This window comes from Streptomyces sp. NPDC005141 (genome assembly GCF_053599975.1).
In genome coordinates this window covers 1-24,467 of record NZ_JBSFYW010000078.1, presented here as the reverse complement: position 1 = coordinate 24,467, position 24,467 = coordinate 1, and the positions used below count along the sequence as shown (strand labels likewise).

Annotated in this window: 22 protein-coding genes and 2 tRNA genes; 8 read left to right on the top strand and 16 right to left on the bottom strand. The window is 70.8% G+C overall.

Annotated elements, in window-relative coordinates; genetic code table 11:
* Window positions 1–26: 26 nt before the first annotated feature.
* From ACWD68_RS37055 to ACWD68_RS37040, 4 genes are all read right to left on the bottom strand, one after another.
* Window positions 27–959, bottom strand: a complete 933-nt coding sequence (locus ACWD68_RS37055; RefSeq protein WP_451810868.1) for an amidohydrolase family protein — start codon at window positions 957–959, stop codon at window positions 27–29.
* A 46-nt stretch (window positions 960–1,005) separates the two neighbouring features.
* Complete coding sequence (locus ACWD68_RS37050; protein WP_451810859.1) at window positions 1,006–1,356, bottom strand: antibiotic biosynthesis monooxygenase family protein; 351 nt, start codon at window positions 1,354–1,356, stop codon at window positions 1,006–1,008.
* A gap of 115 nt (window positions 1,357–1,471) precedes the next feature.
* Window positions 1,472–2,404 carry a DUF2797 domain-containing protein gene (locus ACWD68_RS37045; RefSeq protein ID WP_451810858.1) on the bottom strand — a complete coding sequence of 311 codons (933 nt, stop codon included), beginning with the start codon at window positions 2,402–2,404 and terminating at the stop codon, window positions 1,472–1,474.
* 82 nt (window positions 2,405–2,486) lie between these two features.
* On the bottom strand, window positions 2,487–2,711 hold the full coding sequence (locus tag ACWD68_RS37040) for a hypothetical protein (protein ID WP_451810857.1): 225 nt from the start codon (window positions 2,709–2,711) through the stop codon (window positions 2,487–2,489).
* A gap of 866 nt (window positions 2,712–3,577) precedes the next feature.
* Between ACWD68_RS37040 and ACWD68_RS37035 the strand changes: the two genes are divergently transcribed.
* Window positions 3,578–3,895, top strand: a complete 318-nt coding sequence (locus tag ACWD68_RS37035) for a hypothetical protein (RefSeq protein WP_451810856.1) — start codon at window positions 3,578–3,580, stop codon at window positions 3,893–3,895.
* 344 nt (window positions 3,896–4,239) lie between these two features.
* On the opposite strand, the gene ACWD68_RS37030 is transcribed toward ACWD68_RS37035, so the two are convergent.
* Window positions 4,240–5,070, bottom strand: coding sequence for a hypothetical protein (locus tag ACWD68_RS37030; protein ID WP_451810855.1), 831 nt, complete (start codon window positions 5,068–5,070; stop codon window positions 4,240–4,242).
* 364 nt (window positions 5,071–5,434) lie between these two features.
* Here ACWD68_RS37030 and ACWD68_RS37025 point away from each other — a divergent pair, with 364 nt between their 5' ends.
* Together ACWD68_RS37025 and ACWD68_RS37020 are read left to right on the top strand one after the other, a co-directional pair.
* A complete protein-coding gene (locus ACWD68_RS37025; RefSeq protein ID WP_451810867.1) occupies window positions 5,435–5,908 on the top strand; it encodes a tyrosine-type recombinase/integrase in 474 nt (157 codons plus the stop codon).
* A 255-nt stretch (window positions 5,909–6,163) separates the two neighbouring features.
* Window positions 6,164–6,523 (top strand): hypothetical protein, encoded by a 360-nt coding sequence (locus ACWD68_RS37020; protein WP_451810854.1) that lies wholly within the window; start codon window positions 6,164–6,166, stop codon window positions 6,521–6,523.
* A 78-nt stretch (window positions 6,524–6,601) separates the two neighbouring features.
* Here the strand turns inward: ACWD68_RS37020 and ACWD68_RS37015 are convergent.
* Together ACWD68_RS37015 and ACWD68_RS37010 are read right to left on the bottom strand one after the other, a co-directional pair.
* A tRNA-Arg gene (locus tag ACWD68_RS37015) sits at window positions 6,602–6,674 on the bottom strand.
* A 238-nt stretch (window positions 6,675–6,912) separates the two neighbouring features.
* Window positions 6,913–7,003 (bottom strand) — tRNA-Ser (locus ACWD68_RS37010).
* A gap of 158 nt (window positions 7,004–7,161) precedes the next feature.
* On the opposite strand from ACWD68_RS37010, the gene ACWD68_RS37005 reads away from it, so the two are divergent.
* Together ACWD68_RS37005 and ACWD68_RS37000 are read left to right on the top strand one after the other, a co-directional pair.
* Window positions 7,162–7,716, top strand: coding sequence for an SSI family serine proteinase inhibitor (locus ACWD68_RS37005; protein ID WP_451810853.1), 555 nt, complete (start codon window positions 7,162–7,164; stop codon window positions 7,714–7,716).
* Between the two features lie 234 nt (window positions 7,717–7,950).
* The gene (locus tag ACWD68_RS37000; protein ID WP_451810852.1) at window positions 7,951–12,243 is read left to right on the top strand and encodes a PAS domain-containing protein; all 4,293 of its coding nucleotides are present in this window, start codon (window positions 7,951–7,953) and stop codon (window positions 12,241–12,243) included.
* A gap of 133 nt (window positions 12,244–12,376) precedes the next feature.
* On the opposite strand, the gene ACWD68_RS36995 is transcribed toward ACWD68_RS37000, so the two are convergent.
* The 8 genes from ACWD68_RS36995 to ACWD68_RS36960 all read right to left on the bottom strand — a co-directional run bounded on the left by ACWD68_RS36995 (window position 12,377) and on the right by ACWD68_RS36960 (window position 21,053).
* Window positions 12,377–14,020 (bottom strand): long-chain fatty acid--CoA ligase, encoded by a 1,644-nt coding sequence (locus ACWD68_RS36995; protein ID WP_451810866.1) that lies wholly within the window; start codon window positions 14,018–14,020, stop codon window positions 12,377–12,379.
* 112 nt (window positions 14,021–14,132) lie between these two features.
* Window positions 14,133–14,726: a SigE family RNA polymerase sigma factor gene (locus ACWD68_RS36990; protein WP_451810851.1), complete on the bottom strand. Its 594-nt coding sequence runs from the start codon at window positions 14,724–14,726 to the stop codon at window positions 14,133–14,135.
* 312 nt (window positions 14,727–15,038) lie between these two features.
* The gene (locus tag ACWD68_RS36985) at window positions 15,039–16,205 is read right to left on the bottom strand and encodes a lipid-transfer protein (protein WP_451810850.1); all 1,167 of its coding nucleotides are present in this window, start codon (window positions 16,203–16,205) and stop codon (window positions 15,039–15,041) included.
* On the bottom strand, window positions 16,202–16,642 hold the full coding sequence (locus ACWD68_RS36980) for a MaoC family dehydratase (protein WP_451810849.1): 441 nt from the start codon (window positions 16,640–16,642) through the stop codon (window positions 16,202–16,204). The genes ACWD68_RS36985 and ACWD68_RS36980 overlap by 4 nt, the downstream gene beginning before the upstream one ends.
* Window positions 16,639–17,829 (bottom strand): acyl-CoA dehydrogenase family protein, encoded by a 1,191-nt coding sequence (locus tag ACWD68_RS36975; protein WP_451810848.1) that lies wholly within the window; start codon window positions 17,827–17,829, stop codon window positions 16,639–16,641. The genes ACWD68_RS36980 and ACWD68_RS36975 overlap by 4 nt, the downstream gene beginning before the upstream one ends.
* A gap of 1 nt (window position 17,830) precedes the next feature.
* Complete coding sequence (locus ACWD68_RS36970) at window positions 17,831–19,141, bottom strand: bifunctional MaoC family dehydratase N-terminal/OB-fold nucleic acid binding domain-containing protein (protein ID WP_451810847.1); 1,311 nt, start codon at window positions 19,139–19,141, stop codon at window positions 17,831–17,833.
* Between the two features lie 32 nt (window positions 19,142–19,173).
* Entirely contained in the window at window positions 19,174–20,370 is a 1,197-nt protein-coding gene (locus ACWD68_RS36965; protein ID WP_451810846.1) for an acyl-CoA dehydrogenase family protein, read from the bottom strand.
* Window positions 20,371–20,741: 371 nt separating this feature from the next.
* Complete coding sequence (locus tag ACWD68_RS36960) at window positions 20,742–21,053, bottom strand: hypothetical protein (RefSeq protein WP_451810845.1); 312 nt, start codon at window positions 21,051–21,053, stop codon at window positions 20,742–20,744.
* A gap of 371 nt (window positions 21,054–21,424) precedes the next feature.
* Between ACWD68_RS36960 and ACWD68_RS36955 the strand changes: the two genes are divergently transcribed.
* The gene (locus tag ACWD68_RS36955) at window positions 21,425–22,300 is read left to right on the top strand and encodes a bifunctional DNA primase/polymerase (RefSeq protein ID WP_451810844.1); all 876 of its coding nucleotides are present in this window, start codon (window positions 21,425–21,427) and stop codon (window positions 22,298–22,300) included.
* Between the two features lie 219 nt (window positions 22,301–22,519).
* Here ACWD68_RS36955 and ACWD68_RS36950 read toward each other — a convergent pair whose 3' ends face one another.
* A complete protein-coding gene (locus ACWD68_RS36950) occupies window positions 22,520–23,254 on the bottom strand; it encodes a helix-turn-helix domain-containing protein (protein WP_451810865.1) in 735 nt (244 codons plus the stop codon).
* A 241-nt stretch (window positions 23,255–23,495) separates the two neighbouring features.
* Between ACWD68_RS36950 and ACWD68_RS36945 the strand changes: the two genes are divergently transcribed.
* Both ACWD68_RS36945 and ACWD68_RS36940 read left to right on the top strand, forming a co-directional pair.
* Window positions 23,496–24,164: a DUF4097 family beta strand repeat-containing protein gene (locus tag ACWD68_RS36945; protein ID WP_451810843.1), complete on the top strand. Its 669-nt coding sequence runs from the start codon at window positions 23,496–23,498 to the stop codon at window positions 24,162–24,164.
* Between the two features lie 12 nt (window positions 24,165–24,176).
* Window positions 24,177–24,467: ATP-binding cassette domain-containing protein (locus tag ACWD68_RS36940; RefSeq protein WP_451810842.1), on the top strand; the 291-nt coding region annotated here is incomplete at its 3' end.

The following is a 24,467-nucleotide window of genomic DNA, read 5'->3' as shown; positions in this document are numbered from 1 at the left end:
CCGGACCGGGGCCCCAACCGTCGACGTCAGCCGAGGCCGAAGAGGCGTGCGCCGTTCTCGTGGCAGACCGCCCGCAGCCAGTCGTCCCCCAGCCCGAGCCGTTCCAGCGCGCGCAGCTGGTGGACGTACGGGTACGGGATGTTCGGGAAGTCCGTGCCGAGGAGCACCCGGTCCCCGAGGTCCGCGAGCCGGGGCAGCAGCCCTGGCGGAAACGGCGCGAGCCGCTCGCTGAAGTCCGTGAACGCCATGGTCGTGTCGAGCCGCACCTCGTCGTACCGCTCGGCGAGGCCGAGGAAGTCCGCGTACTCGGGCATCCCCATGTGCGCGAAGACGAGCCGCAGCCGGGGATGCCGGCCGAGGACCGCCGCGACCGGTCCCGGCCCGGTGTGCTTGCCGGGCGAGGGCCCCGATCCGCAGTGGATCACGACAGGAACACCCGCCTCGGCGAGCAATCCCCAGGCCGGATCGAGGAGTTCGTCCCCCGGGTCGTACGCCCCCACCTGCACATGCGCCTTGAAGACGCGCGCGCCCGCCTCCACCGCCTCGCGCACATACCGCTCGACGCCCGGCTCGGGGAAGAGGGTGGACGTGTGCAGGCAGTCCGGGGTCCGGCGGGCGAAGTCGACGGCCCAGGAGTTGAGCCACTCGGCCATGCCGGCCTTGTGCGGGTAGACCATCGCCGTGAAGGCGCGGACCCCGAACTCCCGGATCAGCGCGAGCCGTTCGTCCTCGTCCGCGCGATAGGTGATCGGCCACTCGACGCCTCCGGTGAGTTCACCGAGTCCGTCGAAGTAGTCCCAGACCTTGCGCAGCACCCGCTCGGGCATGAAGTGCGTGTGGACGTCGACGAGTCCGGGCAACCCGAGCCCCTCCCAGAACCCCCGCACCTCGGACGCCTCGGCCCGCGGCTCCGACACCTCGCCCCGAACCTGCGCGGGCACCTCGCCCCGGACCTCCATGGGTCCCTCGCCCGGCACCGCCGCGGCGCCGGCCGCGCCCTCCCGGTCAGCCGCGGGCACGCTCGAACCCATGGCTCCGCTCGACCTTGGCGACGTGCAGGGTGTACCGCTCGTACCACTCGTCCCGGCCGCGCCGCTGTGCCGCCCGGTGCTCCGCGTGCGCACTCCACTGCTCGATGGCGTCCTCGTCCCGGAAGTACCCCACGGTGATGGCCAGTCCGCCCGGCGTCCGCGCGTGATCCATTCCCAGGTAACCCGGGATCTGCTGCACCAGTTCCTCCATCCGCTCGGCGGTCTCCCCGTACCCGGCGTCGTCCTCCCTCCGTACGGAGGTGAACACGGCGACGTAGTAGGGCGGCTCGTGGGCTGCGACAGGCGCGTGAGAGTGGTCGCTCATGTCCGCCACTCTCCGTCCGGGTGTCCCCGGCCGTCCAGCACCTTTCCGAACGGGATCCCAAAGGGATCCAAGTCTTGACCCTTCGCCCCGCACCCCGCCCCCGCACGCGGCCCGCTCAGAAGAGCCCGTCCTGGACACCGAGGTCCGCGGCCCTCAACTCCCTTACAGGGAAGGTGACCCCGGAGCGCTCACGCCCATCGCCACCCACACCTCCGTGCCCGTCCCTGTGGCCCTCCCTGTCCCCGCCCCCGACTCCGGTCAGGTCCCACCCCCTCATCAGCCGTGTGTCGAGAACGACGACTCCCCGCCCGGTGGAGAGATGGAGATCAGGACCCGCGGCACCGCACAGCTCACCGCTGATCACCCCTCCCGCCACCAGTTCGCTCACGACTCCCTGCGCGGGCGGGAGTCCGGCGAGTCCGAACACGTAGGTGTGGTCGACGGGGACGAAGGGTTCGCGCCGCAGCGACTCCGGCCAGCCGTGGAGCCGTCCGGCGAGCGCGTGCAGCTCCCGGATCTCGGCGATGCGCTCCGCCGGCCCCGGCAGCTCCGCCCGCACCACCCGCTTGGCGGCGTACGGAATCCGGTCCGGCACCTTCAGCGCGGCCCGCAGCAGCTCCTCGGTCCTGCGCGCCGCCATCAACGGCCCCTGCCCCAGCCAGCTGAAGGTGACGGCGCCCTGTTCCAGGAGGCGCGCGGAACCCCGCTCGACCCCCGTGATCCCCACCTTCACCATGCCGGGCCCGAACCACGCGAGATACACGTGGTACGGCCGCGGATCGTCGGCCATCGTGTCGGCGGCCACGGAGTGCGCCCGGTCGAGGCGCGCGCACTCCTCGCACCGCGCGCCCGTACCGCGCGGCGACACGACGGCCCGCACGGGACACGCGTTGCCCCGCGCCCCGACGCACGTGCGCACACCCCCGTCCACCACGCCGAAGGCCACCCGCTTCCCCCGGGCCAGCGGACTCCCCCGCCCCCCGCCCCACACGAGCACGGGACCGTCCCCCGACCACCGCAACCCCGAACACGTCCACGCCTGCCGCACACAACGACACTAGAACGTCCCACTGACAAAGCCCCTGACCAGCCGGAACATCCAGGGTGCCGATATAAGCAGCCGAGCGAGGTCAGCGGAGGGCTCCGTCCCGTCTGCCCTCCTCGAGCAGGGCCTCCACCAGGGCGGACTTCGCGCCCGGCGCCACGAACCAGAGGGGCCCGGCGGAGTGGCCCCTGGAGATCTCGATGCGGTGGAGCGCCACGACGAAACACACGCCGGTCATCTGGCACACCCCGGTCACCTCGCTCCAGACCAGGGAGTCGCGTATCCGGCCGAACCGGTTGCTGACGGCCACGCCCTCCGCGCACAGAAAGCATCTGTTCACACCGAGCCGGCCGGTCAGGCGGCGCCAGGGTCGACGTGCGACATGCGGGGACACCCTGGCCACGAGCTCGGTGGCGCTCGGGCTCAGCCCGTTGCCGCAGTCCGTTGCAGCGCTTCTGCCGCGCGCCCGGAAAACGCAAGAGGCCCCGGATCTCTCCGGGGCCTCTTACTCATGTGCACTCGGCAGGATTCGAACCTGCAACCTTCTGATCCGTAGGCGCGTGCAGCTCCATCACGTACCGCTCGCCCGCTGGGATCTGTTGGCTCGTGCGCCGAGGGCGTGGGCGCTGCCGTACGCGGTTGTACGCCTCTGTTGATGTCAGCTACTGATGTCACGACCAGTGGCGACCCTGCTTAGCTCACATACTCGGGAAACCCGGTCGACGGGCTTCCTCACATGCCCCCACTTGGGGCATCGTTGTGCGGACCGGCCCGACCGTAGACGAGTCCTGTCTACCGCGGGCCTCGACGCTGGCAGGTGGAGTCCGCATGACCACGTACCCATCGGATGGCGATTCCGGGAACACCGTCAACCGCCCGTCAATCCCGCCTGTCGGGCCAATGGACCTGCCCCTGCCGTACTTGTCCAGATCTGACAGGCACGGCTCCCGCCGGTCGCCAGCGTCAAGGGACCGCGGGCATGACGACGCATTACCTGTCTTGATCTATCTTTCGGACGAGGCGGCTCAACATGACGTTCAGCTGGCAGTCCTGAGACTATTGGACCGTGTGGGTCTTACTGTGACCGAGGCGGATGATCCAATCATCGGGTCTTGGTTCCGACGTCTATGGGCTCGCAGCTACACATTGCGTGAGACTGCGTACACAGCGGTGCACATGGCTGACCAGCGACTCGTCTTGGCTCAAGACGCAGCTCTTACCTCCGCACTGATGCAGCATGTCCCGCCGCTGATTGCAGCGCTTGATCCCACCAAAGACGCCGTCGTACGTATCGGTGCAGTACTGATCGTCAAGTTGGACTGGCAGGTTTTCGTACTGCAACTGACGGCCGCTCAACAAGCCACGCTGGACCATCAACCGCAGCTCGTTCGGTCACCTCAAGAAGCACTGCAAGCCCTGGGACAACTCACCCGGGTGGAGCCACCTCCGGGCCCAACCGGGTCTGACGGCGATACTGCGAGTGCGGCTCGCTAGGTGGTGCCGCTCCCGGCTGCGTCGTGAACGAGTCGGCTCGTGAAGTCACGAGCCGCGAGGCTATCCGTGGTGTCAGTGCTCCCACACATCTGGACTGCGGCCCCGCCACTCGATCAGCCCAGACTTGAGCACGTGACCGCGCTGGGCAATCTCACGTTTTTCAGGCCGTGTCTCCCGAACTTGATGGCTGGCCAAGCGAGGCGCGGTCGATCTCGGTTGGTTGGGGGTTGTGCGCTGCTGTTGGCATTCGCCCTGGAGCTGTGACCTCGTCCATGGAGGCATAGCCTGCTCGACGGGCCGGACGTTGAGCCCGCCAAGCAGGACCCACGGCCTTGAGCGTGCCCTCAGGAGGGGTTGCAGTCTCGGCAGGCGCGGAGAGCGTCCCCAGTCGAGAGACCTTCTGGCCAGAAACGCTCAAGTCTCACAATGTCTCCGCTGAAGAAGTTCGCCCGTCCCTTCCTGCGACCGAACAGCACTTGGTAGTCCACGTTGAACCAGTCGAATCCCAGGTGGCTGAAAGTGCCTACTGGACTGGTCTGCGAGTCGTAGATGATGCCGTGATCGCCCATCCACAGGCTCCCGCCTTCGATGCAATGGGCATCCCTGAGGTGCACTCCCATCTCATACTTGGCCATGTTGATATTCATTTCGAGGGTCAGATTTGGGAGATCTCGAACCGATCCATCCATGAAGCAGATCAACGGTTGAGGGATCTGAACTCTGCCTTCGGCCAACCGGCAGCAGATGTTCTTCACCAGATATTTCGTCAGCGCTCTGCGCTCGTCCCTCCAGCCTTTCCCGTAGACCCGGGAGAACTGGATTACGCCTGCTTTTACGCTGACATCGCTGTTTTGATGGATGTATTCAGCGAAAACGTCGTAGGCGAGATCGAAGGATTGACTCCTGACGTTATTGCAGTTGGCACACAGCACCTTGGCGAACTTCAACTTAGCCGAGTTGGGTCCCTGGATCCGATCTTCTCGTTTGCTGCCGGACCGGACACGCACCACAGGATCCGGCCAGGGGCCGGATCCGAACGCGCGCACCACGTCAGCCTTCTTATGGCGATGCTCGCGAGAGTCGGCCGTATTACCGCACCACCAGCAGAAGCCTTGATAGTCGTGTTGCAGAAGGGGATGCTGGAGTTGCTGTGCGGGCGGCTGAAAATGGTTCACGCCTTATGCTCCCATGGGAGGCACATTGTCGGCACGCGAATTATTATGCCGCCCCTCTTTCGGTTCTCCCGATGGGAGTTAGCGACGAGGTTGACTTGTAAACCTGTGACGCTCTCCATGAAACGCTATAGCCCGCCCAGCGTGATCCGGGCGAACTACTGGACGGCGGCGACCTCTCGATCCTCGGAGAATTGAAGGCGATCAAAGGGACGAGCCTGTCGTGAGCCTTGCCTCCCAGCGCCAAATCAGCTCCAACGCTGGTTTCCTCGGGGGATGACTCGACTGGTGAAGCCCTCGGAGCACGGCCGGTCGTAGGCGGTCACGACGGCGTCCGGCACAACCTGTTCGATGGTCAGGCCCCGGCCTGGGAAGTCGATCCCGGACCGGTCGCCAACGAGTGGCACCAGCGGCTCTGCGCCCGCGCTACAGAGTGCTCCGGGAGCAGCAAGACCGGGAGCGCAAGGTCGCGGCGACGAAGTGGAAGCCGACGCCGGGGCAGCCGGCCGGACTCGTGTTCACCACGACGACCGGTGGGGTCACGGACCCACGGGGCCTGAACCGGATGCTCACCAACCTGTGCCGTGACGCACGGGTGCGGCGGGTGCGGGTGCACGACCTTCGGCACACGTGCGCGTCCCTGCTGCTCGCTCAAGGCGTCGACGCCCGCACCATCATGGAGACGCTCGGGCACAGCACGATCACCATGACCCTGGACACGTACGCGCACGTGATGAACACGACGCTCAGGGCCGCTGCCGATCGCATGGACGACGCGTTGGGCTTCAATGACACCGATGAGGACGGCGGCGACGATCCAGCCGCGCAGGGTTCCGACTGATGGCCTGTTAGCCCTCGGCTTTCAGGCAAATGGAAGCCACGAGTGGGGCCCTGAGTCGCACGTCCAGGGGCGTTGCCAGACGCTGAGGCTATGAGCGAACCCACCCCTGGGCAGGAGCCCCGTCCCGATCCGTCTCAACAGTCATGGGGGCAAGGCGCGCAGCAACAGCCAGGGGGAGGGTGGCAGTCACCACCCAGTGGCGGATCACCCTATGGAGCAGCACCGCCGAGAAAGAAGAGACGGAAGTGGCCGTGGGTGCTGCTCGTGCTGGTCCTGCTGGTAGCGGGCGGGTGCGTGGCCGTCATCGCCGGCGTCTCGAACGAGGTATCCAAGACGGTCGAGGTGAAGTACGCGGTCACCGGCAACGCACGAAACGTGACCATCGCGTACTCCGTCTGGAACGACGACGGCATTTCGACAAGGTCCGAAGTCGTCAAGACATTGCCATGGCGGAAGGTCGTGAAAACGAAGGGCTTCATGAAGGGTGGGTCGCTGCTCATCAGCCTCAGCGGGTCGGGAGGCACCGCCACCTGTTCCGTGACCGTGGACAACGACACCCCTAAAACGTCCACCGCCTCAGGGCCGTCAGCCGCTGCTACCTGCTCCGGCTTCTGAGGATGCCGCGACGACGTTGATGTCACCCGCTGATGTCAAAGGCCCCGCCGGTTCAACCGGCGGGGCCTTTGATCTGTGTGCACTCGGCAGGATTCGAACCTGCAACCTTCTGATCCGTAGTCAGATGCTCTATCCGTTAAGCTACGAGTGCTTGTTCTGTTGTGCTTCTGTCTTCGCGTCCCGGGCTTTTGCCCCGCTCGCGGCGACAGGAAGAACATTACATGACTGCCGCCGCCATGTGAAATCCGTTTGCCTCACCCCTTGTGAGCTGGGCAAACGCACTTCTGAGCCCTCGCGGACACCCTGGACATCGAAGCGCTCCGCGGCCCTCGCGGACCCCCGGAACGCCGAAGCCCCGGTCCAGTGGACCGGGGCTTCGGATCTTCGCGCGGAGGCGGAGGGATTTGAACCCTCGATGGGCTTGAAGGCCCAAACCGCATTAGCAGTGCGGCGCCATAGACCGGACTAGGCGACGCCTCCCGCACAACCGCTCACGCGAGCGCGAGTGGTGCGTGCAGATGATGACACAGTCGAGCGCGGTGTCACCAATCGCCCCCTACGGTACTAGGCAGGCAGGCCAGAGGGCAAAGTCCCCCACCGGCGCGCAACCGGGCGGGATGCCTCGCGTTAGGCAGGTCATGTTGCGCCGACTGCTCCTCACCGCCGCCGTGTCCGCCACGGCCGCGCTCTCCGCCGTGCCCAGCGCCATCGCCGGCACCCCCTCCGCCGTACCCGAGGCTTCCCCGCTGCCCGGGGCGTCCCCCGTACCCACGGCATACCCCGCGGGACCGTCCTCGCTGTCCGCCGCCGCGTACCGTGTCGCCCTGTCGGCGCTCATGCCGCCGCCTGCCCGCCCGGACGAATCCGTGGACCGGCTGACGGTGACGGTCCACGGCGCGGGCAGCGGCGCGGACGGGACGTTCGAGCTTCAGTGCCACCCCGCGGGCGGGAGCCATCCGGACGCGGCGGAGGCCTGCGACCGGCTGGACCGGAAGACCACCTGGGGCAAGGACCCCTTCACCCCGGTGCCGCCGGACACCCTGTGCGCGATGCAGTACGGGGGACCGGCCACCGCGCATGTCACGGGAACCTGGGCGGGGCGCCCCGTCGACGCCCGCTACGACCGCTCCGACGGGTGCGAGATCTCGCGCTGGAACGCCCTGATGCCTCTGCTGCCCGGCTCCCGCTCATAGAGCGGACCCGTTCAGGACACGGCGAAGTCACGGTGGTCTCACGGTTCCGCGGGCGGAAACGCGTGGTCACAGGTTCTCCGCCTGTTCTGCGTCTCATCTGTGTGCGACCTCCCTCTCATCCGGCATCGCGAGCGCAACCACTGCCCGTAGACTCCCTCGCGTGACACGCCGCGGGCCGGTTGGCAAGATGGCATCCGCGGTCGGCAAGGTGCGGTAACAGGGAGGAAGCGTCTCGTGAGCAGCAGGCCATCCCGAGGCGCTGCTCGCCTCGCAGCCATACTGGACGCGCTGCCCGATGCGTTGGTCCTGGTCAACGCCAACGGGACCGTGGTCAACGCCAACAGCATCGCCCTGGAGGCTTTCGAGACCCCGGGCACGGCTCTGGTGGGGCGCGGGCTGCTCGATCTGCTGCCCGAGTTCGACTCCCGGCTGATCCCCGGATCCATGCGGCGGCCCGACACCACCGACGAGCGCGGGCGGACCAAGCCGACCCGGATGATCGCGCGGCGGACCGACGGCACGGAGTTCCCGGTCGAGGTCACCAGTGCGAATCTGGAGAACGGTCAGCAGGCCTACGACAATCACGGCCCCACCCCTGACGAGCTGCTCATGCTCGTCGTACGCGACCTTTCGGGCACCGTCGACACCGAGGCAGAACTCGCGCGTTCGCAACGCCAGACCGAGATGATCCTGCGCGCGGCGGCCGAGGGTGTCGTCGGGACGGACACGGAGGGGCGGGTCGTTCTCGTCAATCCCGCCGCCGCCCAGATCCTCGGCTACCGGGCCAGCGACCTCGGCGGCAAGGACCTGCACGCCCTGATCCTGCACTCGCGGGCGGACGGCGAGGACTTCCCCTATGAGGAGTCGCCGCTCGCCGACACCCTGCGTTCCGGGCGCAAGCACCGGGTTCGCGGGCAGGTGCTGTGGTCGAAGTCCGGGGACAAGGTGCCGGTCGATCTGACGACCTCTCCGGTGCGCGACGGGGACCAGCTCGTCGGCGCCGTCATGACCTTCACCGACCGGCGGCCGTACGACACCCTCGTCGAGGAGAAGGACGCCGAGGCCACCCGGCACGCCGAGGAACTGGAACGGATCGGCGAGGAGCACACCGCCGAACTCAAGGAGCTGCGCGAGCGGCACGCCGCCGAGCTCGCCGAACTGAGCGAGGGGCACGAGGAGGAACTCGCCGCCGGCGACGAGCGGTACGCCGCACTCGGCGAGCGCGAGAAGGACCGGTACGAGGCCCTGACCGCCCGGCACGAGCAGCTGCTCGCCGTCCTCGGCCAGTCCCTGCGCGGGCCGCTCGACCAGTTGCGCGGCGAACTCTCCAAGCTCGCCGCCGACGACGCGGGGCAGCTGTGGCCGGAGGCCAACCAGGTGCTCCACCACCTCGCGGCCGGCTACTCGCGCATCACGACGCTCGTCGACAACGTCCTCGGCTACCAGCGGCTGGACTCCGGGGCCGAGACGATCGTCCGTACGAACGTGATGCTCGACGCCGTGGTCGCGGCCGGTGTGGACGGGGCCGTCGATCTGATCGGGCCCGGACGCGTGCAGTTCGCCGTGCACGCGCCGCCGATCGAGGCCGAGGTCGATCCGCAGCGTCTCGCGGGCGCCCTCGCCCACCTCATCGCGGACGTCGCGGGAGTCGACGCGACCGGCAATGCGCCGGTGTCGGCGGGCGGTTACATGGACAACACGGTCGTCGTGGCGGCGGCGCAGCGCGGCGAGGTCGTCCGTATCGAGGTGCGCGGACCGTACGCCGGGGGAGATCCGGTCCACGAGCCGATCGTGCGCGGCATCGTGCGCGCGCACGGCGGTGTGCTCCAGACGCACGAGGTGCCGGGGATGAGCGGCAGCGCGTTCGTCCTCGAGGTGCCCATCGGGGACGGGGCCGGAGCGGTTCCGCCCGCGACCGGACCGGCGGTCTCCACCGAGGTCGCCCTTCCCGAGCAGGCCTCGCAGCAGAGCGGTGGCAGGCGGCGGGCCCGGCGGTCCTCCGTGGACGCCTTCCTGGAGAGCGAGTCGGCGGGGGAGTCCGGCCCGAAGGCGCTCGAGCCGGCCGGAGCCGGTGCGGCCGCTCCCACCGGGCGCCGTCGACGACGTGCCGCCGAGGAGCAGGCGGCCGGCGAGTCGGCGGTTCTCGCGCAGGGGCCGGCGGCCGAGGGCTCCGGTGACGGCTCAGGCGGTACCGGGCGACGGCGTGGCCGGCCGAGTCCGGTCGAGGGCACGGACGACGCCGCGGCACCGGGCATGACCGACGGCGTCTCCGAGGGCGCGGTCGTGATGGCGGGCGAGCACGGGGCCGGGACCGCGGCCGTGGGAACCGGGCTGGGCGGGACGGTGCCTCCGCAGGGGGTGCCGGTTCCCTCCGGACGACGCGCGCGCCGGGACGGCGAACAGCACGCACTGCCCGCGGCGTTGCCGGCGGCGCCGGGTGCGCAGGCCGCTCCGGTCGCGGGGGAGACCGCGCCGGACAGCGGTCCGGCCGAGGACGACGGTGCCGCCGCGGACGCGGGGCAGCCGACCGGGCGGCGCCGCCGTGCGCTGGCCGCGGCGGCCGAGCGTGCCGCCGCCGCGCAGGAGACGGGCGCCCGTACGGTGTTCGCCCTGCCGCCGGCGGAGGCGGACCGCTCGCCGGAGTACGTCCAGGCCGAGGCCCAGGCGCAGGCCGCCCAGGCCCAGGCGGCTCAAGCACAGGCAGCCCAGGTACAGGAGGCTCGGGCGCAGGCCGCTCAGGCGGCGCAGGCTCAGGTCGCGCTGGCTCAGCAGTCCGGCGGCCAGGGCGCGGCCGGTCACGGGCAGGCCGACGACGGCCGCCATGACGCGATGCTGCACAGCCCCGAGGACGATCACACCCCGCCGCAGCCGCACCCCGTGGCGGCCCCGACGGGCCGTCGGCGTGCCCGTCAGATCGCGGTCCCGGACCAGTCGGCCGCGGCGGCCGGGACAGCCGCGCGGGCGCTCCCGGCGCAGGCCGTTCCCGCCCAGCCGGTCCCCGCGCAGGCGGTCCCGGCGCTCGGTCAGACCGTTCCGGCGCAGGGGATTCCCGCGCAGGGCGTCCCGGGCGGGGTCACCGCCGGTCGGCCTGTTCCGCCCGGGCAGCCCGCCGTCGCCGCGCAGGCCGCTCCGGCCGGTGCCGCCCCCGTGGCTCCCGGTTCCGCGCCCGCTCCGGCTCCCCAGCCGTGGCCCGACGCGAACACCGCTCCAAGCGTCGACAACGCCTCGGGCCCAGGTGCCCCGGCGCCCGGCAGCCCGGTGCCGCCCGGCGGCACCGCGCAGCCCGCGCTTCCGGCGGCGAACGCGGCGGCCCCGGCCCAGCCGATCCCCGCCCCGCTGCCCCCGGAGCGCCCGGCGCCGCGGGTCGCCCAGCCTCTGCCCGCCGAGGCGACGCCCGCGTCCGCTCCGGCCGACTCCCATGGGACGCAGGGCCGTGCCATAAGTGTGCGGACGCTCGGCCAGGGCGTTCCATTCGCCCGTCAGGTCGCGGCGGCCCGGCCGGGCGGCGGTGTCCAGGCCCCGACGCCTCCCCCGCACCAGGCGAACGGCGGGGGCCGCCGCCGCAAGCTCGGCACTCCGCCCGAGCCCGTCGCCGAACAACCGGACACGGCCGCGCGCTCGCTCCCCCAGGGCGGCCAAGCGGGTCCCGGCCCCCGGCTCCCCGGAGCCACCGAGGGTGCCGGACGGTCGTACGCCATAGGAGCACCGGACGAGAACGCCGCCGAGGGCCCCGAGCCGCTCGACGGTCCCGGCGGTGCCGTCGAGGTCGCCGACCAGCCGCAGCCGCGGCCCGTGGACGACGAGTTGCCCCCGGAGCCGCTGGACAACCCGCGGCGGCTGCTCGTCTGGCCGGCGCCCGACGTCGCCACCCAGCAGGCGCTGAGCGACCGCGGCTACCGGCCCGTCATCGTGAACTCGCGCGAGGAGGTCGACGCGCAGATCGCGGCGTTCCCGGCCGCGCTGTTCGTCGACCCGCTGACAGGACCGATCACCCGCACGGCGTTGCAGTCGCTGCGCCAGGCCGCTGTCGCCGCCGAGGTGCCCGTCCTGGTGACGGCGGGACTCGGACAGGCGACGCGCGAGGCGGCGTACGGCGCGGACCCCGCCGTGCTCCTGAAGGCGCTCGCGCCCCGCGACTCCGAGCAGCACCCGCCGCGGGTGCTGCTCATCGAGGAGCACGCGGAGATCGCGCTGGCCCTGACCGCGACGCTGGAGCGGCGCGGGATGCAGGTCGCGCGCGCCTCGACGGACGAGGACGCCGTCACCCTGGCATCGCAGATGCGGCCGAACCTCGTGGTGATGGACCTGATGCAGGTACGGCGCCGGCGTGCCGGAATCGTCGACTGGCTGCGGGCGAACGGGCAGTTGAACCGCACGCCGCTCGTCGTCTACACCGCCGCCGTCGACCCGGCCGAACTGCCGAGACTGGCCGCGGGGGAGTCCGTGCTGTTCCTCGCTGAGCGCTCGACGAGCGACGAGGTCCAGGACCGGATCGTCGACCTGCTGGCCCGCATCGGCACCAACTAGCGGGTGCCGTTCGGGCAGGACCGCCCGTTACGGCCGTAAAACCGCGCGTACGCCGGGCGGGGGCCGTGGGGCGCCCGCCCGGCGTACATGTGATGGGTCCACGGGGCCGGCCGTGGGCCGCCCCGTGGCGTCGTCAGAGCTTGGTCACGTCGAGGCCGCCCTCCGCGTACTTCCTGCGGAGCACCTTCTTGTCGAACTTGCCGACGCTCGTCTTCGGGACCGCCTCGATGATCGTCCAGCGCTCGGGGAGCTGCCATTTGGCGATCTTGCCCTCGTCGGCGAGGAAGGCGCGCAGCGTCTCGAAGTCGGCGATGGAACCCTCCTTCAGGACGACGGTGGCCAGCGGCCGCTCGCCCCACTTCTCGTCGGGGACGGCCACGACCGCGGCCTCGGTCACATCCGGGTGGGACATGAGGGCGTTCTCCAGGTCGACCGAGGAGATCCACTCGCCGCCCGACTTGATGACGTCCTTGGCGCGGTCGGTGAGGGTCAGGAAGCCGTCGGTGCTGATCGTGCCGACGTCGCCGGTCTTGAGCCAGCCGTCCTCGCTGAACTTGTCGGCGGGGCGCAGCGGTTCCGCGTCGTTGCCGCCGTAGTAGGCACCGGCGATCCACGGGCCGCGGACCTCGAGCTCGCCGGCGGACTCGCCGTCCCACGGGAGCCGTTCGCCGCCGGGGCCGGTGAGGCGGGCCTCGACGCCCGCCGGGAAACGGCCCTGGGTGAGGCGGTACGCGAACTCCTCGTCCGTGCCCACGGCGTGGGCCGGCGGGCGGGCGATGGTGCCGAGCGGGGAGGTCTCGGTCATGCCCCAGGCGTGGCAGACGCGCATGCCCAGATCGTCGAAGGCGGCCATCAGCGAAGGCGGGCAGGCCGAGCCGCCGATCGTCACCTGGGTGAGGGAGGAGACGTCGCGGGGCTTGGCGGTCAGCTCGGCGAGCAGGCCCTGCCAGATGGTCGGGACGGCGGCGGCGTGCGTCGGGCGCTCGCTCTCGATCATCTCGGCGAGCGGCGCGGGCTGGAGGAAGCGGTCCGGCATCAGCATGTTGATGCCCGACATGAAGGTCGCGTGCGGCAGGCCCCAGGCGTTGACGTGGAACTGCGGGACCACGACGAGGGTGGTGTCCTGGTCGGTGAGCCCCATCGACTGGGCCATGTTCACCTGCATGGAGTGCAGGTAGATCGAACGGTGGGAGTACACGACGCCCTTGGGGTCCCCGGTGGTCCCGGAGGTGTAACACATGGCCGCGGCCTGCCGCTCGTCGATCTCCGGCCAGTCGTAGACCGTCGGCTTCCCGGCGATGAGCTCCTCGTACTCGTGCACCCGCACGCCCGCCCCGTCGAGCAGCGAACGGTCGCCGGGTCCCGAGACGACCACGTGCTCCACCGTCGGGAGGTGGGGGAGGAGCGGCGCGAGCAGCGGAAGCAGCGAGCCGTTGACGATGACCACGCGGTCGGCGGCGTGGTTGACGATGAAGACGAGCTGCTCGGCCGGGAGGCGGAGGTTCAGCGTGTGAAGCACGGCACCCATGGAGGGAATCGCGTAGTACGCCTCGACGTGCTCGGCGTTGTTCCACATGAGGGTGGCGACCCGCTCGTCGCCCGTCACGCCGAGGTCGTCGCTCAGCGCGTGGGCGAGCTGGTTCGCACGCTCCCCGGCCTCGCGGAAGCTGCGGCGGTGCGGCTCGCCCTCTCCCGTCCAGGTCGTGATCTGCGACCCTCCGTGCACCAGCGCCCCGTGCACAAGAATGCGGGTCACAGTCAGCGGTACGTCCTGCATCGTGCTCAGCACGGCGTCCTCCCGGGGGCGACATTGCCTACGCGGTAGTAATGGGTTGCGCTGATTCTGCGCACATACCGCGCGGTATGTCACTAGGGGCAGGAATGATCGATCAGCGAAGGACCTGCTCGGCGACCGGCCGGGGCGCTTCCTGACGGACGGGGATCAGCTCGGGGTCCTCGCGCAGCTTGCCCAGCGCACGGGACACCGCCGACTTCACCGTGCCGACGGAGACCCCGAGCACCTCCGCCGTCTGTGCCTCGCTCAGATCCTCGTAATAACGCAGCACCACCATCGCCCGCTGCCGCGCCGGCAGTTTCGTGATCGCCCGCCACATCGCGTCGTGCAGCGCCTGCTGCTCGGCGGGGTCCGCGGTGGGCAGTCCCTCCGGCTCCGGCAGCTCGTCGCAGGCGAACTCGTCGACCTTGCGCTTGCGCCACTGCGACGTCCGCGTGTTCAGCAGCGCCCGCCGCACATAGCCGTCCAGCGCCCGGTGGTCCTCGATCCGGTCCCAGGCGACGTACGTCTTCGCCAGCGCCGTCTGCAGCAGGTCCTCCGCGTCGCTCGGGTTCGCGGTGAGCGACCGGGCGGTGCGCAGCAGCGCCGACTGGCGGGCCTTCATGTACGACGAGAACGACGCGTGCGGACGGGTCTGCGTCGCCCTTGTGGCGGCGTCCGAGGCGCTCGTGCAGACGAGTGTGGTCATGGCTCCACGCTAGGTTCGCCCCCTCCTCCAGCGGATCGGCCGCAGGTCCCGAAGCCATGTCCGCCTCAGGTTGTAGAAGTGGGGTCGGCCTCACCTCCTAGAGGTGGAGGAGCGGGGCCCGCCCCCTGAGGGTTCACCCCTGAGAGACGGCCACCGGGGGAGCACGCCGGGGGTGCCCGGAAGGTACGCGGGAGTGGCGTCCTCCGGACGGGGGGGAGCACGCCGGGGGTGCCCGGAAGGTACGCGGGAGTGGCGTCCCAGTCCTCCGGGCGGGGTGCCGGCCGGGGCATGACGGGGGCCGGGACGGTGGTCTCACCCGTCGGCCCCGAGGATCAGCCCCGACGTGGGCACCCCCGTACCCGCCGTCACCAGGACGCGCCCGGCGCCCGGTATCTGGTTCACGGACGTGCCCCGCAGCTGCCGTACGGCCTCCGCTATGCCGTTCATCCCGTGCAGATACGCCTCCCCGAGCTGCCCCCCGTGCGTGTTCAGCGGCAGCCGCTCCTCGGCGACGAAGTCCGCGGCCTCCCCCGGCTTGCAGAACCCGAACTCCTCCAGCTGCATCAGCACGAACGGTGTGAAGTGGTCGTACAGAATCCCCACGTCGATCTCCGCCGGGCCCATCCCCGCCGTCCGCCACAGCTGGCGGGCCACCACGCCCATTTCCGGAAGTCCCGTCAGATCGTCCCGGTAGAAGCTGGTCATCTGCTCCTGCGCCCGGCCCGCGCCCTGGGCGGCGGCCGTGATCACCGCCGGGGAGTGCGGCAGATCGCGGGCCCGCTCGACGGAGGTGACCACCAGCGCCTGGCCGCCGTCGGTCTCCTGGCAGCAGTCCAGCAGCCGCAGCGGCTCCACGATCCAGCGCGAGGCCGCGTGCTCGGCGAGCGTGATCGGTCTGCCGTGGAAGTACGCGGCCGGGTTCGTCGCCGCGTACTTCCGGTCCACCACCGCGACATGACCGAACGCCTCGGGTGTCAGCCCGTAGGTGTGCAGATACCGCTGGGCCGCCATCGCCACCCAGGAGGCCGGGGTGAGCAGCCCGAACGGCAGGGCCCAGCCCAGCGCCGCGCCCTCCGCCGACGGCTCCCGCCGCTGCACGCCCGAGCCGAACCTGCGGCCCGACCGTTCGTTGAACGCCCGGTAGCAGACCACGACTTCGGCCACCCCCGTGGCCACCGCGAGCGCCGCCTGCTGGACGGTCGCGCACGCCGCCCCGCCGCCGTAGTGGATGCGCGAGAAGAAGGACAGCTCCCCCATCCCGGCCGCCTGCGCGACGGTGATCTCCGGGCTGGTGTCCATCGTGAACGTCACCATCCCGTCCACGTCCCCCGGCGTCAGCCCCGCGTCGTCGAGCGCGGACCGCACCGCCTCCACCGCCAGCCGCAGCTCACTGCGCCCCGAGTTCTTGGAGAACTCGGTGGACCCGATCCCGACGACCGCCGCTCGTCCGCCGAGGCCGTCCCTCTTCCGCACGCTCATGCGACACCGCCCTCGGCCGAGGGGCCCGCGGGGACGGGGACGTGCGCCGCTTCCGTGGTCGGGACCGTCAACGTCGCGGTGCCCATGACATGCCGTCCGATGCCGTTGGCACCGAGGATCCTCACCGTGACCGTGTCGCCGTCGACCTCCTCGATCGAGCCGGTCAACACCATGGTGTCTCCGGGGTGGTTGGGAGCTCCCAGCCGTATCGCCACCTTGCGCAGGACGGCGTCCGGGCCGAAGTGGTCGGTCACGTACCGTCCGACCAGGCCGTTGGTCGTCAGGATGTTCATGAAGATGTCCGGCGAGCCCTTCTCCCTCGCCAGATCCGCGTCGTGGTGCACGTCCTGGTAGTCCCGTGAGGCGATCGCCCCGGCCACGATCAGCGTGCGGGTGATCTCGATCTCCAGCGGCGGCAGTACATCGCCCACCCTCATGTCCCCACCTCTCCGTTCGCGATCAACTCCCCCAGTTCCTGCAGCACTTCGCCCCCGCACCCCAGATACGCGTCCAGCTGCCGGCCCCACAGGAAGTGCCGGTGCACGGGGTGCTCGAGGTCGGCTCCCGCCCCGCCGTGCAGATGCTGGCCGGTGTGCACCACCCGCTGCCCCGCCTCGGACGCCCACCAGGCGGCTGTCAGCGCGTGCGTCGCGTACGGCAGCCCCTCGTCGTGCCGCCATGCCGCCTCGTACGCCGTCACCCGTATCGCCTCGGTGTCCATGTACGCGTCGGCGGCGCGCAGTTGGACGCCCTGCTTGGCGGCGAGCGGCCGCCCGAACTGCTCGCGCGCGTTCGTGTACTCGACGGCCCGGGCCAGCGACCCCGCGCACACCCCGGCCTGGAGTCCGGCGAAGGCGGTACGGGCGGTGGCCAGCAGGTCGTCGAACGCCCCCGCCCCGCCCAGCGCCTCGCCCGGCGTCCCGTCCAGCGTCAGGTGCCCCGCCGACCACGGTGCCGTCAGCTCGACCGGCTCGCTCCCCGCCGCCTCCGCGGTGCGGACCAGCCAGAGCCGCCGGCGGTCGTCGGCGACGAGCACATGAGTGGCGTCGCGCAGCCAGGGCACTGCGGGAAGGACACCGGTCAGCCTCCCCGGCGCCCGCTCCCGCACGGGAGGGGACCCGGCACCCCCGGAACGGGACGCGGCGACCCCAGAACAAGACGCGGCGGCCTCCGAACCGGACGCGGCGACCTCCGAATCCGCCCCGGCCTCGGCCTGAACACCGGAGCCCGCCCCCGGGCCTTGCCCCGGCGTCGATGTCGCCCCTGACGCCGATCCGGATATCGCGCCGGCCACCACCAGCGTTCCGTCGGCGATCCCCGGCAGCAGCCGCTCACGCTGCTCGGGCGAACCGTGCCCCGCCACCGCGAGCAGCCCGTACACGCAGCTCGCCGCGAACGGCACCTGGGCCGTGGTGCGCCCCTGCTCCTCCAGCAGCAGGACAAGGCCGAGCAGCCCGGTGTCCTCGACGGCCGCCACGAGCCCGGCGGCGCACAACTCCTTCCACAGCCCGGCGTCACTGTCCGTCCCGGTGGCGGTGAGCCGCTCGTGGGTGGAGAGATCGCCGAAGATCCGCGCGGCCAGGTCCCGGGCGGCCGCCTGCTCCTCGGTGGGCGTGAAGTCCATGTCAGCTCCCCTCGACCGAGCGCCCGGCGAAAGGACCGCCGGAGAAGCCCGCGGAGGCCGGGCGGCCGGAACCGACGGGCTCGCGCGCGGCCGAGCGGGCGGGACCTCGGGGTTCGCCGGCTGCCGCGCCGCTGAGCCTGACGGGCTCGCGTGCCGCCGAGCCGCTGAGCCTGACGGGTTCGTGCGCGGCCCAGGCGCCGGGCCCGACGGGGGCACGTGCGGCCGAGGCCGCTGGGTCGCCCTCGCCACCGGACCCGTCCACCGCTCGGAAGACCGGCAGCTCCAACTCCTCGTCGTACCGCTGGAATTCGAGCCGCACCGGCATCCCGATCCGCACCTGGTCGTGCGGTACGCCCACCACGTTGCTCACGATCCGCACGCCCTCGGCGAGTTGGATCAGGCCGACGGCGTAGGGCGGGTCGAAGGCCGGGAACGGGGGGTGGTGCATGACGACGTACGAATAGACGGTCCCCTCGCCCCCCGACTCGACGGTGTCCCAGTCCGGGCTGCCGCACGCGCCGCACCCCGGCAGCCAGGGGAATCTCAGCGTTCGGCACGCCGTGCAGCGCTGGATCAGCAGCCGGTGCCGCTCGACGCCCTCCCAGAACCCGGCGTTGTCCCGGTTGATCACCGGGCGCGGGCGCCGGCGCTTCGCCTCCCCGGTGTTCGCCCCCTCAGTGTTCGCCCCCGCAGTGTTCGGCTCGGCGGCGTTCGCCCCGGCGGTGCTCGCCTCGGCAGCGTTCGGCTCCGCGGTGCCCGACGGGTGCCCCGCGCCTACCGAAGCCTTCGGATTCCGGCGCACCGGAACGTACTTGAGGATGCGGAACCTGTGGGTCCCGGCGAGTTCGCCCCCCGCCCGGATGTCCATCCGCGTCGTGATGAAGAACCCCGTGCCCAGCTTCGTCGTCTTGCGCTCGGAGACGGATTCGATCACCGCGTCGAAGGTGATCTCGTCCCCGGGGCGCAGCGGGCGCAGATACTCCTGCTCGCAGTCGGTGGCGACCACCGAGGTGTACCCCGCGCCGTCGAGCAGCCGGAGCAGCTCGTCGTACGCCCCGGAGCGGCCGGGGTGCCCGCCGAGGCCGCCCATGGTCCACGCCTGGAGCATGGTGGGCGGGGCCACGGCGCCCGGCCCCTCGTACGCCGGGTTGGTGTCTCCCATCGCCTCGCACCAGTGTCGGATCATCGGCGCGTTGACCGGGTCCTTGCCGGCGCCCCCGACGGTGGCCGCGCGGCCCTCGTACCCCCTCAAGCGCGCCGACAGGTCGTCCCCGCCGGGCACGGCACCGACACGCACGGCGCCATCACTCACGGCAGCCCCCTCACCGCCCGCTCCACGGCCGCTCACCGCCGCCCCCTCTTCATGCCGAGCCGCATCGTCGCGACGATCTCCCGCTGCACCTCGCTCACCCCGCCCCCGAACGTGTTGATCTGCGCCGCCCTGTTCATCCGCTCCAGCTCGCCGGCCCCGAAGGTCCCCGGTGAACCGGAGCGGACCAGTGCGTCCGCTCCCACGATGTGCTGACACATTCGGTACACCGCGACCGCGGATTCGGTTCCCATGACCTTCACGCCGCTCGCGTCTCCGGGCGTCGGCCCGCCGGCTCCCAGATCCCCCACCAAACGCCAGTTGAGCAGGCGTGATGCCGCCAGCCGGGCATGCACCTCGGCCAGCTGGAATCGCACCCACGGCTCGTCAACCCTGCGCCGCCCAGTCACCGGATCAGGTGTACGGGCCGCCTCCAGCGCGGCCGCGTAGAAGTCCTCGGCCTGCATGCCGATCGCGGCGAGGGCCACCCGCTCATGGTTGAGCTGATTGGTGATGAGCCCCCAGCCGCCGCTCTCCTCACCGACCAGGTTCCCGGCCGGGACGCGGATCCCGTCGTAGTAGGTCGCCGTGGTGGTCTGGCCGCCGACCGTCTCGATCGGGGTCCACGAGAAGCCGGGAGCGTCCGTGGGAACGAGCAGGATCGAGATGCCCTGGTGCTTCGGCGCGTCCGGGTCGGTCCGGCAGGCGAGCCAGATCCAGTCGGCGTTCTGGGCGTTGGACGTGAAGATCTTCTGCCCGTCGATCCGCCAGTGCCCGCCCTCGGCGCCGGCCGGTCCCGCGCTCCCTCCGGGCTCCCGTACGGCGCGCGTCCGCAAGGAGGCGAGGTCCGTCCCGGCGGACGGCTCCGAGTACCCGATGGCGAAGACGAGGTCCCCGCTCAGGATGCGGGGCAGGAAGAAGGCCTTCTGCTCCTCGCTGCCGAATTTCATGAGGGTCGGCCCGACGGTGTTCAGCGTGACCATCGAGACGGGCGCGCCGGCCCGGTAGGCCTCGTCGAAGAAGACGAACTGCTCGTCCGCTCCGCGCCCCTGCCCCCCGTACGCGACCGGCCAGCCGAGCCCGAGCAGCCCGTCGGCGCCGATCCGGCGCAGCAGCGCCCGCTGTCGTACGGGGTCGTCGGCGGGCGGTGGCCCGTCCGGCATCAGGTCCCGGAAGTACGTGCGGAGCTCGGCGCGCAGCCGCTGCTGGCGCTCGGTGGGGGCGAGGTGCACGGCGGCGGCCCTCCCGGACCTCGTACGAACAAGGTTTTCTGACTGTCCGTCAGATACCGTCGACTGTCAAGGTCACGGACAACGCCCCGAACCGCCCCCGGGCCACCCTGCCGCACCGCCCCTCCGGCACCCCCACCCCAGCTCCCACCCCCGGCACTCCCTCTCACGGCAACCCCCGCGCGGCAGCTCGGATCGGACCCGTACGACACCCTGAGCAGATCGCCGCGCCACCCTGCCCGGATCCGCGCGACGCCCCCGAACACGTCTGCGCGACGACACCGGAGCACCGTCGCGCAGACGCTGTGAAACCCCCACAGAGCACTACCCCACACAGGAGACCCAGGGCCGATGGCGGCGCATCGGCCTCCGGCTCACCAGAGGTTGACGAAGTTGACGCGGACGGTGTCGTTGGACTGGTTGACGGCCGTGAACGCGGAACCGTTCACCTGGGCGGTATTGGTCTGATTCGAGGCTCCTGAGCCCACCGCCTGCTGTTGAGTGGTCGAGGAGTTGCCGCTGTTGTCGCGCCCGACCCCGCTGCCACTGACGGTCGCCACTCCCGCGTTCGATCCGGTGTCCGCGAAGCCGCCGTTGTCCGCCGTGGCGACGCCCGAGCAGAGGGCGGCGGCCAGGGGCAGGGCCGCGACGACGGCGAGGACGCGAGCGGTACGGATGCTTGCCATGTGAATTCCTCCAGAACCGGTTGTACGCACCGGCGGTGAACCGGGATGTACGGGAAATACGGCTTGTTCCAAGGCAGTTGGCCGACCGCCCCGGCGCTTTGCGCGACGTCGCGAGTCCAGGTTTGCCCACCGGTCCCCGGCAAACCACCCCGGAAGCCGTGATTCCCCCTCAAGCGTGAGGACATGTCGATAAACCACCTTCAGGCCCACAAAACCCCTGCTCAACCCCTTGCCGACCGTTCAATCCCAGATGCCGCAACGGCTGAAGCGTTCCGGCACATTTTCGGCCGATCTCGCCCATCGCCGGCCCGGCACCCCTGTGACCCTGGAGAGCCCTTCCCTTTTTCGAACACTCGTACGAACATGGAGGCATGGCCACCACCGACCGGCGGGCCACCACCCTGGCCCTGGCCCACGCCCTGTCCGCAGCCGAGCGCGGACTGGCGGTGATCCCGCTGTCCCGAACGAAGCTCCCGGCCCTGCGCTCCCCCCACCGCGACGACCCCGATCCCACCCCCTGCCACGGCGAATGCGGCCGTTTCGGGCACGGCGTGTACGACGCCTCGACCGAGCCCCGGCGCATCCGCGCACTCTTCGCCGCCGCCCCCTGGGCCACCGGCTACGGCATCGCCTGCGGGCTGCACCCGCACCACCTCATCGGCATCGACCTCGACATCAAGTCCGATACGGACTCCTCGGCGGCCCTGCGCGAACTGGCGCTGCGCCATCTCTTCACGATCCCGGACACGGTGGTGGTCCTGACCCCCAGCGGCGGTCGCCACCTGTGGCTGAGCGGACCGCCGGACGCCGTCGTCCCCAACTCGGCCGGCCGGCTCGCCCCCGGCATAGACATCCGGGGCGCCGGCGGCTACCTCGTCGGCCCCGGCTCACGCACCGAACACGGCGTGTACGAAACGGCCCCCGGCACCGCTCGACTCGCGCCCGCACCCTGTCCGTCCGAACTCCTGCGCCTGCTGCTGCCCCCGCTCCGCACGAGCCATCCGACACCCTCCGCCACCGGCCGGCAGGGCCAGGGACTGGTCCAGTTCGTCCTCGCCGCGCACGCGGGCCAGCGCAACACCCGCCTCTTCTGGGCCGCCTGCCGCGCCTACGAGAACGGCATCGGCTCGCAACTGATCACCCCGCTCGTCCAGGCCGCCGTCCGAACGGGCCTCACCGAACGCGAGGCCCGCTCGACGATCGCCTCCGCGGCCCGGATGACGACCCCTCCGTCCCGACAGCCCTGACGACGGCCCGGCGGACAGCGGACAGCGGACAGTCGACAACTGGCAACTGGCAACTGGCCATCGGCGACGGAGACGCGAACGGCCCCCGACCGATACACCCGGTCAGGGGCCGTTCTATTGCGCCGGCGTGGCACAGGGCCGGCCCGGGTCGAGGGATCCGGCGCGGAACCCGGTCACCGTGGTCGGCAAGGCGCTGTCCCGCCGCGATCCGAACCCGGCTCAAGCAGTGCTGTCCGAGGTCGTTTCGGGTTTCGCGTGGAGGATGTCGCGGGCCTGCTCCGCGGCCCGGGCGATGCTCTCGGAGACGAAGTCGAGGAAGCGGGCGATGTTCTCGAGGCGGGCGGCGGCCGGGGTGCCCGGGCCGAGGATGCCGACACCCTCCCGCGCGGTCTCGACGAGTTGGGCGGTGGACCGGGCGCTGGCCATCATCGACTGGTACCAGACGTCGTCGTCGACGACGTAGCGCTCGCGACGGCGTTCGTCGCGTTCCCGGCGGACGAGGCCCTGGCTCTCGAGGAACGCGATCGCCTTGGAGACGGACGCCGGGCTGACCTGGAGGCGCTGGACGAGTTCGGACGCGGTGAGGCTGCCCGTGTCGGTGAGGGTGAGGCAGGCCATCACCCGGGACATCATCTTGGGCGCGCCCGAGGCCATCATGACGGTGGTGAACGTCTCCTCGAACTCGCGCACCGCCTCGGCATCGCGTCCGTGGGCCTGCGGGGGCGCCTCCGCCCCCCGGGGTGCGGCCTGCCGGCGGCGGTGGGCCCGGTGTTCGGTGGCGCGATGGGCGAGGTCGGCGCGGTAGGCGGTGGGGCCGCCGTTGCGCATCACCTCGCGCGTGACCGTCGAGGTCGGACGGTCGAGGCTCCTGGCGATCTCCGCGTAGGCGAGGCCATCGGCCAGTCCCAGCGCGATCTGCTGGCGTTCCTGCTGGGTGAGCCTGCCTCCCGGCATCGCGGCCTCCTTCGTCGTCTTCGGTGTCCCCACTATAGCGTTCACTTCCAAATCATTGCAACGAATCATGCCCGGTTATTGCATTAGATTCAGAGCCATTGCAATGAATTCTCTACCTTCACCTGCACTGACGCCATCAGTAAGCAACGAGACCGTTGCCGCATCCATGAATGCAACGTAGCGTTTTCATCATCAGAAACAGCGGCCGCAAGAGCGTCCGCGGCAGATGAAGGAGAGCACGATGCAGAAGTTCGACACCCCCGCCCCGATCTCCGCCGTCCTCGACATCCCCGCGGGACACATCCGCCTCATCGCCGCCGACCGGACCGACGCCACGGTCGAGATCCTGCCCGCGGACGCCTCGAAGGGCCGCGACGTGAAGGCGGCGGAGCAGACCACGGTCGAGTACGGCGACGGTGTCCTGCGGATCGAGACCGCACGGGCGAAGAACCGGATCCTCGGCGCTTCCGGGTCGGTCGAGGTGACGGTTCAGCTGCCCGCCGGTTCCCGGGTCGAGGCGAAGGCGGCCGGCGCCGAGTTCCGGGGCGTCGGACGGCTCGGCGACGTCACCTTCGAGGGCGCGCAGGGCTCGGTCAAGCTCGACGAGACAGCGAGCGTCCGCCTCACCCTCCTCGCCGGTGACATCTCGGTCGGCCGCCTGGGCGGCCCCGCGGAGATCAGCACCGCAAAGGGCGACATCCGGATCGCCGAGGCCGTACGCGGCACGGTCGTGCTGCGCACCGAGTCCGGCGATGTGTCGGTCGGAGCCGCCCGCGGAGTCTCGGCCGCCCTGGACGCCGGCACCACCTACGGCCGGATCAACAACACGCTCAAGAACTCCGAAGGCACCCCCGGCCTGACCATCCACGCGACCACCGCCCACGGCGACATCGCCGCCCGCAGCCTCTGAGGAGCACCGATCATGACGAACCTGGCCATCGCGGCGAACGGGCTGCGCAAGTCCTACGGCGACAAGACCGTGCTCGACGGCGTCGACCTGGCCGTCCCCGAAGGAACGGTCTTCGCGCTGCTCGGTCCGAACGGCGCCGGCAAGACCACCGCCGTGAAGATCCTCTCCACGCTCATCTCCGCCGACCCCGCCTCTGGCGAGATCCGGATCGCGGGCCACGACCTCGCCACCTCACCGGACGGGGTCCGCGCCGCGATCGGTGTCACCGGCCAGTTCTCCGCCGTCGACGGCCTGATCACCGGC

Excerpts from the sequence above, each read along its gene's own strand:
- ACWD68_RS36990 (WP_451810851.1), bottom strand. The coding sequence starts at position 14,726 with ATGACCACACTCGTCTGCACGAGCGCCTCGGACGCCGCCACAAGGGCG.
- ACWD68_RS37055 (WP_451810868.1), bottom strand. The coding sequence starts at position 959 with ATGGAGGTCCGGGGCGAGGTGCCCGCGCAGGTTCGGGGCGAGGTGTCG.
- ACWD68_RS37035 (WP_451810856.1), top strand. The coding sequence starts at position 3,578 with ATGGCTGACCAGCGACTCGTCTTGGCTCAAGACGCAGCTCTTACCTCC.
- ACWD68_RS37050 (WP_451810859.1), bottom strand. The coding sequence starts at position 1,356 with ATGAGCGACCACTCTCACGCGCCTGTCGCAGCCCACGAGCCGCCCTAC.
- ACWD68_RS36955 (WP_451810844.1), top strand. The coding sequence starts at position 21,425 with ATGGCCACCACCGACCGGCGGGCCACCACCCTGGCCCTGGCCCACGCC.
- ACWD68_RS36975 (WP_451810848.1), bottom strand. The coding sequence starts at position 17,829 with ATGGACTTCACGCCCACCGAGGAGCAGGCGGCCGCCCGGGACCTGGCC.
- ACWD68_RS36995 (WP_451810866.1), bottom strand. The coding sequence starts at position 14,020 with ATGCAGGACGTACCGCTGACTGTGACCCGCATTCTTGTGCACGGGGCG.
- ACWD68_RS36950 (WP_451810865.1), bottom strand. The coding sequence starts at position 23,254 with ATGCCGGGAGGCAGGCTCACCCAGCAGGAACGCCAGCAGATCGCGCTG.
- ACWD68_RS36960 (WP_451810845.1), bottom strand. The coding sequence starts at position 21,053 with ATGGCAAGCATCCGTACCGCTCGCGTCCTCGCCGTCGTCGCGGCCCTG.
- ACWD68_RS36985 (WP_451810850.1), bottom strand. The coding sequence starts at position 16,205 with ATGAGCGTGCGGAAGAGGGACGGCCTCGGCGGACGAGCGGCGGTCGTC.
- ACWD68_RS36945 (WP_451810843.1), top strand. The coding sequence starts at position 23,496 with ATGCAGAAGTTCGACACCCCCGCCCCGATCTCCGCCGTCCTCGACATC.
- ACWD68_RS37005 (WP_451810853.1), top strand. The coding sequence starts at position 7,162 with ATGTTGCGCCGACTGCTCCTCACCGCCGCCGTGTCCGCCACGGCCGCG.
- ACWD68_RS36980 (WP_451810849.1), bottom strand. The coding sequence starts at position 16,642 with ATGAGGGTGGGCGATGTACTGCCGCCGCTGGAGATCGAGATCACCCGC.